A 6,498-nucleotide genomic window follows, 5' to 3' on the forward strand; every position below is an offset into this window, starting at 1 on the left:
CCCGGCGGCCTGCCTTGCCGCCGGTGGGTGACTTAGGCGCTGCGCTTGAGTGCCGTGGCCAAGGTGCTGACGATGCGGTCGATGTGTTCGCGCTCGATGATCAGCGGGGGGGAGATGGCGATGGTGTCGCCGGTGCTGCGGATCAGCACACCTTGCTCGAAGCAGTCGAGAAAGACCTCGAAGGCCCGTTTGCCGGGTACACCGGGGCGGGTTTGCAGCTCGACCGCACCGATCAGCCCGATGGCGCGGATATCGATCACATGCGGCAGGCCTCGCAGGCTATGCAGGGCTTGCGAGAAGTAGCTCTGCATCTCAGCGGCGCGTGTCAGCAAGCCTTCTTCGGCGTAGGTCTCCAGCGTGGCCAAGGCCGCTGCGCAGGCCAAGGGATGGTTGGAGTAGGTGTAGCCGTGGAACAGCTCGACCGCGCCTTCGGGGCCTTGCATGAAGGTGTCGTGGATGTCTTGGCGCACCAAGACGGCCCCCATGGGTACGCAGCCGTTGGTGATGCCCTTGGCGACCGTCATGATGTCCGGCGTCACGCCAAAGGTTTGCGCCGCAAAGGGCTGACCCGTGCGGCCAAAGCCAGTAATGACCTCATCAAAGATCAACAAAATGCCGTGGCGATCACAGATATCGCGCAGGCGTTGCAAGTAGCCTTGGGGGGGCAGCAGCACGCCGGTGGAACCGGCCACGGGCTCGACGATCACGGCAGCGATGGTCGAGGCGTCGTGCAGCGCGACCAAGCGTTCCAAGTCATCGGCCAGCTCGGCCCCGTGTGCGGGCATACCCGTGCTGAAGGCATTGCGACTCAGATCATGGGTGTGACGCAGGTGATCCACCCCGGTCACCAAGTTGCCAAACATCTTGCGGTTGGCCACCATGCCGCCCACGGCGGTGCCGCCAAAGTTGACGCCGTGGTAGCCCCGCTCCCGGCCGATCAGGCGCGTGCGCGCTGCTTCACCTCGGATGCGGTGATAGGCCAGCGCGATCTTGAGGGCGGTTTCAACAGCTTCCGAGCCCGAGTTCACAAACAGCACCCGGTTGAGCCCTTGAGGCGTGAGGCGCACCACCTTCTCGGCCAGCTCAAAGGCTTTGGGATGCCCCATCTGAAAGGGCGGGGCGTAGTCCATTTCAGCGGCTTGTTCGGCAATCGCTTTGACGATGCGCGGCCGGGCATGGCCGGCGTTGACGCACCACAGCCCGGCAAAACCATCCAGCACTTGGCGGCCCTCGGGGGTCCAGTAGTACATACCTTCGGCTTTGGCAAACAAACGCGGTGCTTGCTTGAACTGGCGGTTGGCGGTGAAAGGCATCCACAGCGCGGACATGTCGGTGGATGCGGGTGAGGAGGGTGCATTCATGAGCAGTGGACCGTGGCTTTCAATGAAGATAGGGCAGTCTACTGCGGCGACAATCGGCTTGAAGGGGCCGGGCTGATCGGCCACATCTCTGTTTCAACTCGGTTTCAAACCATGGTGTCTTTTTCGCTTCCGCATGATTTGCAAAACAACGTCGATCGGGCCTTGGCCGAGGACATCGGCTCTGGCGACGTGACCGCCCGGCTGGTGCCCGCCGATAAGCAAGCCCAAGCCCATTTGATCAGCCGAGAACAAGCGGTCCTTTGCGGCCAAGCCTGGTTCGACGCAGTGTTCAAGACGCTTGACCCGCATGTGCGTATCCATTGGCAGGTGCGTGAAGGGGCGGCTATTCAAGCCAATCAAACGCTGTGTACCCTCGAAGGCCCAGCCCGCGCCATCCTGACGGGCGAGCGCACGGCGATGAACTTTCTGCAAACGCTCTCTGGCACCGCCACGGTGGTGCGGCGTTATGTCGAAGTGGTGGCCAGCACGGGTTGCCGTATCGCCGACACCCGCAAGACCCTCCCCGGTCTGCGCAACGCCCAGAAATACGCCGTGCTGTGCGGCGGTGGCGTGAATCACCGTATCGGCTTGTACGACGGCATCTTGATCAAAGAAAACCACATTGCTGCTGCGGGTGGCATACGCCAAGCGATTCAAGCGGCCCGAGCGCTCCAAGCCCATGTGCCCTTGATGACGGAAGCTGAAGATCTGGATGAGGCCCGCATTGCGCTCGAAGAAGATGTCGATTTGCTCTTGATCGACGATTTTTCCATCGAGCAAATCCGCACCGCTGTGGCCCTGACACGGGCGCATCGCGCGGGCGGCGGCCGCACCGTGCTCGAATATTCCGGTGGTGCCAGCCTCGACACCATCGGGCCGATTGCCGCCTGCGGCGTGGATCGCATCTCCGTCGGCTCGCTCACCAAGCACGTCCACGCACTTGATTTGTCGATGCGGGTTCAGGCGTAACGCATCACGAGAGTGGTAGTCGCCGCGCGATCTCGACCGCCAGCGGGATGCTGATCATGCCGAGCAAGGTGGAGGCTGTGACCAGCCCCGCCACGTACTGACCGTCGCCGCCCATGCGGATGGCCAGCACAAAAGCACTGGATGCGGTGGGCATGGCGGCAAAGGCCACCAGCACCAAGGCTTGATCGTGCGGCAGGGCCAAAACCATGCTCAGCAGCATGGCCACGCAGGGCAAGATGAGGTGCCGGATGGTGAGCAGCCCAGCGGCCAAGCGCGGAGCGGCATTCAAACCACCGATTTGCAGCCCCGCACCCACCGCCATCAGGCCCAAGGGCAGGGCGGCGGAGCCGATGCGCGCCAAAGTGGTGTCCACCGCGCTGGGCAAGCTCAGGCCCGCAAGGTGACCCAGCAGCCCGCCCACGGTGCCAAGGATGAGGGGGTTGCGCGCCATCTCGCGCCAGACGTTTTGCCCGCCGTGGCGCGCCAGCGACCAGACCGCACCGATGTTGCACAGCGGCACACCCAGCGCGATCAACAGCGCAATCCAAGCCACGCCTTGTGAGCTGCCGAGCCGCTCGGCCAGCGCCAAGGCGACGTAGGAGTTGAAGCGAAAGCCCACCTGCGCGCCCGAGGCATGCAGCCGGGCGTCCACCCCGGGCACGGTGCGCAAAGCGGTGGCCAGCCCAAAGCCGCAGACCAGCATCAGCACCCCGGCGAGCCCCAAGTTCAAGGCGCTGCCGATATCCAGCGGGCTACGCAGCACCGCGCCAAAAAGCAGCACCGGAAAAAGCAGCCAATACACCAGCTGCTCCACCCCCGCCCAGACGCGCCGGTCCAGCGCGGTGTGCCTGCACAGCACAAAGCCCAGCATGATGAGCAAGAAGTCGGGCAGCAGGAGCAAAGCGGAAGAAATCATGGGGCGGGCAAGAGTGAGCAAGTCGGGTGGCAGCTAGGATAGGCACCATGCAGCTTTCGCAAGTTTCCGTCTCTCCTGATGAAACGGCCCAGACCATTGATCTGTGGCTCGACACCCTTTGGCTTGAGGACGGTCTGCGTCCGCTGACCTTGGCAGCGTACCGCAGCGATCTTCAGGCTTTGGTGGCGTGGTTGGCCGAGCATCATCCCGGCTTGGCCTTGGATCATGCCGAGGAAGCCCATCTTTTGGCTTACTCGGCTGCCGAGCATGCGCAGACCCGTACCACCACGGCGAACCGGCGTTTGACGGTGTTCAAGCGTTATTTCCGCTGGGCCTTGCGCGAGCGGCGCATCGACAAAGACCCCACCTTGCGTCTGAGTGCGTCGCGCCAGCCGCTGCGCGTGCCGCAAACCCTGAGCGAAAACCAAGTTGCCGCCTTGCTGGCCGCGCCCGATGTGAGCACCCCGCTGGGTCTGCGTGACCGGGCCATGTTGGAGCTGATGTACGCCAGCGGCTTGCGGGTGAGTGAACTGGTCGAGTTGCCGAGCCGCCATCTGCGTTTGGGCGAAGGAGTGGTCTTGGTGCGCGGCAAAGGCGAGCGCGAACGGCTGGTGCCTTTTGGTGAAGAAGCCCACGCTTGGCTACGGCGCTACGTGCTCGAATCCCGCACCGCCTTGCTGGGCCAGCGCCACAGCGAAGCGCTCTTCGTCACCGCCCGCGCCGAGTCCATGACCCGCCAAATGTTTTGGAGCTTGGTCAAACGCCACGCCCAAAGCGCCGAGATCTGGGTCCCCCTCTCGCCCCACACCCTGCGCCACGCCTTCGCCACCCACCTCATCAACCACGGTGCCGACCTGCGTGCCGTTCAACTCCTCCTCGGCCACGCCGACATCTCCACCACCCAGATCTACACCCACGTCGCCCGCGAACGCCTGCGCCACATCTTTGCCCAGCATCACCCCCGGGGTGGGATATGAAGCTGGGTCATCGCCTCCAGCTTCTCGACCAGCTCCAGCCAGCGCATCTCCAGCGTGGCGATGTCGTCGTCGAGTTGCTTGAGGCGGCGGCCTTGGTCGGCGCGGGTGGTGGCGGTGGCGGTCGGTGAGGCCAGGGCGCTCAGCAGTTGGGCATGCTCGCTTTGCGCCGCGCTGAGTCGCTGCTCGACTTGGGCCTGTTCTTTTTTGATCGGTTTGGTTTGATCGCTGAGCTTTTGACGGGCGGCGGCCGTGGCTTTACGGTCTGGCTCGGCGGCGGGTGCGGGCGCGCTTGATGGGGCCGGGGCTTTGACGGGCGCGGGCTTGGACTGGGCGTCCTTGGCGGCGCGCGCCGCTTCGCGGCTTTGTTCCATCAGCCAGCGTTGGTAGTCGTCCAAATCGCCGTCAAAGGGTTCGACCTTGCCGCCGGCCACCAGCCAAAACTCGTCGCAGACTTCGCGCAGCAAGGCGCGGTCGTGGCTGACCAGCATCACGGTGCCTTCAAACTCGTTCAGCGCCATCGAGAGCGCTTCGCGGGTGGTCAAGTCGAGGTGGTTGGTGGGCTCATCCAACAAGAGCAGGTTGGGGCGCTGCCAGACCAGCATCGCCAGCACCAGCCGGGCTTTTTCGCCGCCCGAGAGGCTGCCCACCGACTGTTGCACCATCTCGCCGGTGAAGCGGAAGCGGCCCAAGAAGTCGCGCAGTTCTTGCTCCTTGGCTTGGGGCGAGACATCGCGCGCCAAGCGGATCATGTGCGCCAGTGGGCCTTCGTCCGGGCGTAGCACGTCCATTTCTTGCTGCGCAAAGTAGCCAATCGCTAAACCTTTGCCTTCTTGCACATGGCCGCCCAAAACGGCTTGGGTGCGCGCCAAAGTTTTCACAAGGGTGGATTTGCCTTGGCCGTTGGCCCCGAGGATGCCGATGCGCTGGCCCGGCAGCACGCTTTTGTTGATGTTGCGCACGATGACCGTGTCGGGCGCGCCGTCCTCGCCGTGGTAGCCCACCACCATGTCTTTGAGCGACAGCATCGGGTTGGGCAAGCTCAGTGGTTCGCGAAATTCGAAGGCGAAGTCGGCGCTGGTGAGCACGCGGGCGATCTTCTCCATCCGGTCGAGCGCTTTGACGCGGCTTTGCGCCTGCTTGGCTTTGCTGGCCTTGGCTTTGAAGCGGTCGATAAAGCGCTGCAACTCCGCGATCTTGTCTTGCTGACGGCCAAATGCTGCTTGCTGCTGCGACATGCGTTCAGCGCGCATGGTCTCAAAGGTGCTGTAGTTGCCGCCGTAGCGCGTGATCTGCGCTTCGTCCAGATGCAAGGTGACGCGGGTGATGGCGTCGAGGAACTCGCGGTCGTGGCTGATCATGAGCAGCGTGCCTTCGTAGCGCTGCAACCAAGCTTCCAGCCAGACCAAGGCGTCCAAGTCCAAGTGGTTGGTCGGTTCGTCCAGCAGCATCAGATCGGCCGGACACATCAGCGCGCGCGCCAACTGCAAGCGCATGCGCCAGCCGCCCGAGAAGCTGTTCACCGGCGCATCAAGTTGCGCGGTTTTGAAGCCCAGCCCCATCAGCAGCGACTGCGCGCGTGCCTTGGCATCAAAGCTGCCGACTTCGGCCAAGACGGTGTAGGCGTCCGCAATGGCGTGGCCGTCGCCCGAGGCTTCCGCTGCCGCGAGCAAGGCGTTGGCTTCCATCAAGGGCGTGTCGCCGTCAAGCACGAAGTCGGTCGCACCTTGCTCGGTTTCAGGCATGTTCTGCGCGACCTCCGCCACCCGCCAGCGCGGCGGCATGGTCACATCACCCGCATCGGCTTGCAGGCGATGGGTGATCAGGGCGAAGAGCGATGACTTTCCGGCCCCATTACGGCCGACCAAACTGGCTTTGTCGCCAGGTTGCAAAGTAAAGGAAGCGTTGTCGAGCACGACTTTGACGCCGCGACGAAGGGTGGTGTTTTTGAGGGTTAGCATTTCGGGGCGGAGTGTAGCGGGGGGCCGAGGGCTTCGACTTCAAACCCAACCACATTGCGATCCGTTTTGCTGAATTTGGTCACCCGGTCAGGAAGACAAACTTCAGATGAGCTTCTGGATGCCGATGGGCAACTTGCGACGCGGCAGGGCCATTGGATCGGTGGAGGTCGGGCTCATGGCGGCCCGTGTAGTGCGCGGTTTCAACGATGATGCGGGCCTGCACCATTCTCGAATCTCGAAGACAGGAGTGATCCATGAGCACGATCTATGACCTCGGGTTGCCCAAGACGGCGGCCAATTTTGTGGCGCTGTCGCCG

Annotated in this window: 5 protein-coding genes; 2 read left to right on the forward strand and 3 right to left on the reverse strand. The window is 63.5% G+C overall.

From position 1 onward, the window contains the following. Positions 1-32 precede the first annotated feature (32 nt). Positions 33-1,361 carry an omega-aminotransferase AptA gene (gene aptA / locus AC3VI7_RS06945; RefSeq protein WP_489669448.1) on the reverse strand — a complete coding sequence of 443 codons (1,329 nt, stop codon included), beginning with the start codon at positions 1,359-1,361 and terminating at the stop codon, positions 33-35. 111 nt (positions 1,362-1,472) lie between these two features. Here aptA and nadC point away from each other — a divergent pair, with 111 nt between their 5' ends. Beyond that, on the forward strand, positions 1,473-2,330 hold the full coding sequence (nadC, locus tag AC3VI7_RS06950) for a carboxylating nicotinate-nucleotide diphosphorylase (protein ID WP_489669449.1): 858 nt from the start codon (positions 1,473-1,475) through the stop codon (positions 2,328-2,330). A gap of 4 nt (positions 2,331-2,334) precedes the next feature. On the opposite strand, the gene AC3VI7_RS06955 is transcribed toward nadC, so the two are convergent. Then, the gene (locus AC3VI7_RS06955) at positions 2,335-3,246 is read right to left on the reverse strand and encodes an AEC family transporter (protein ID WP_489669450.1); all 912 of its coding nucleotides are present in this window, start codon (positions 3,244-3,246) and stop codon (positions 2,335-2,337) included. Between the two features lie 47 nt (positions 3,247-3,293). On the opposite strand from AC3VI7_RS06955, the gene xerD reads away from it, so the two are divergent. After that, a complete protein-coding gene (gene xerD / locus AC3VI7_RS06960) occupies positions 3,294-4,223 on the forward strand; it encodes a site-specific tyrosine recombinase XerD (RefSeq protein ID WP_489669451.1) in 930 nt (309 codons plus the stop codon). On the opposite strand, the gene AC3VI7_RS06965 is transcribed toward xerD, so the two are convergent. After that, positions 4,202-6,181 carry an ABC-F family ATP-binding cassette domain-containing protein gene (locus tag AC3VI7_RS06965; RefSeq protein ID WP_489669452.1) on the reverse strand — a complete coding sequence of 660 codons (1,980 nt, stop codon included), beginning with the start codon at positions 6,179-6,181 and terminating at the stop codon, positions 4,202-4,204. The two genes, xerD and AC3VI7_RS06965, sit on opposite strands and share 22 nt — an antisense overlap. Positions 6,182-6,498: the final 317 nt, after the last annotated feature.

It is taken from the genome of Leptothrix toolikensis (SeqCode), assembly GCF_057922285.1.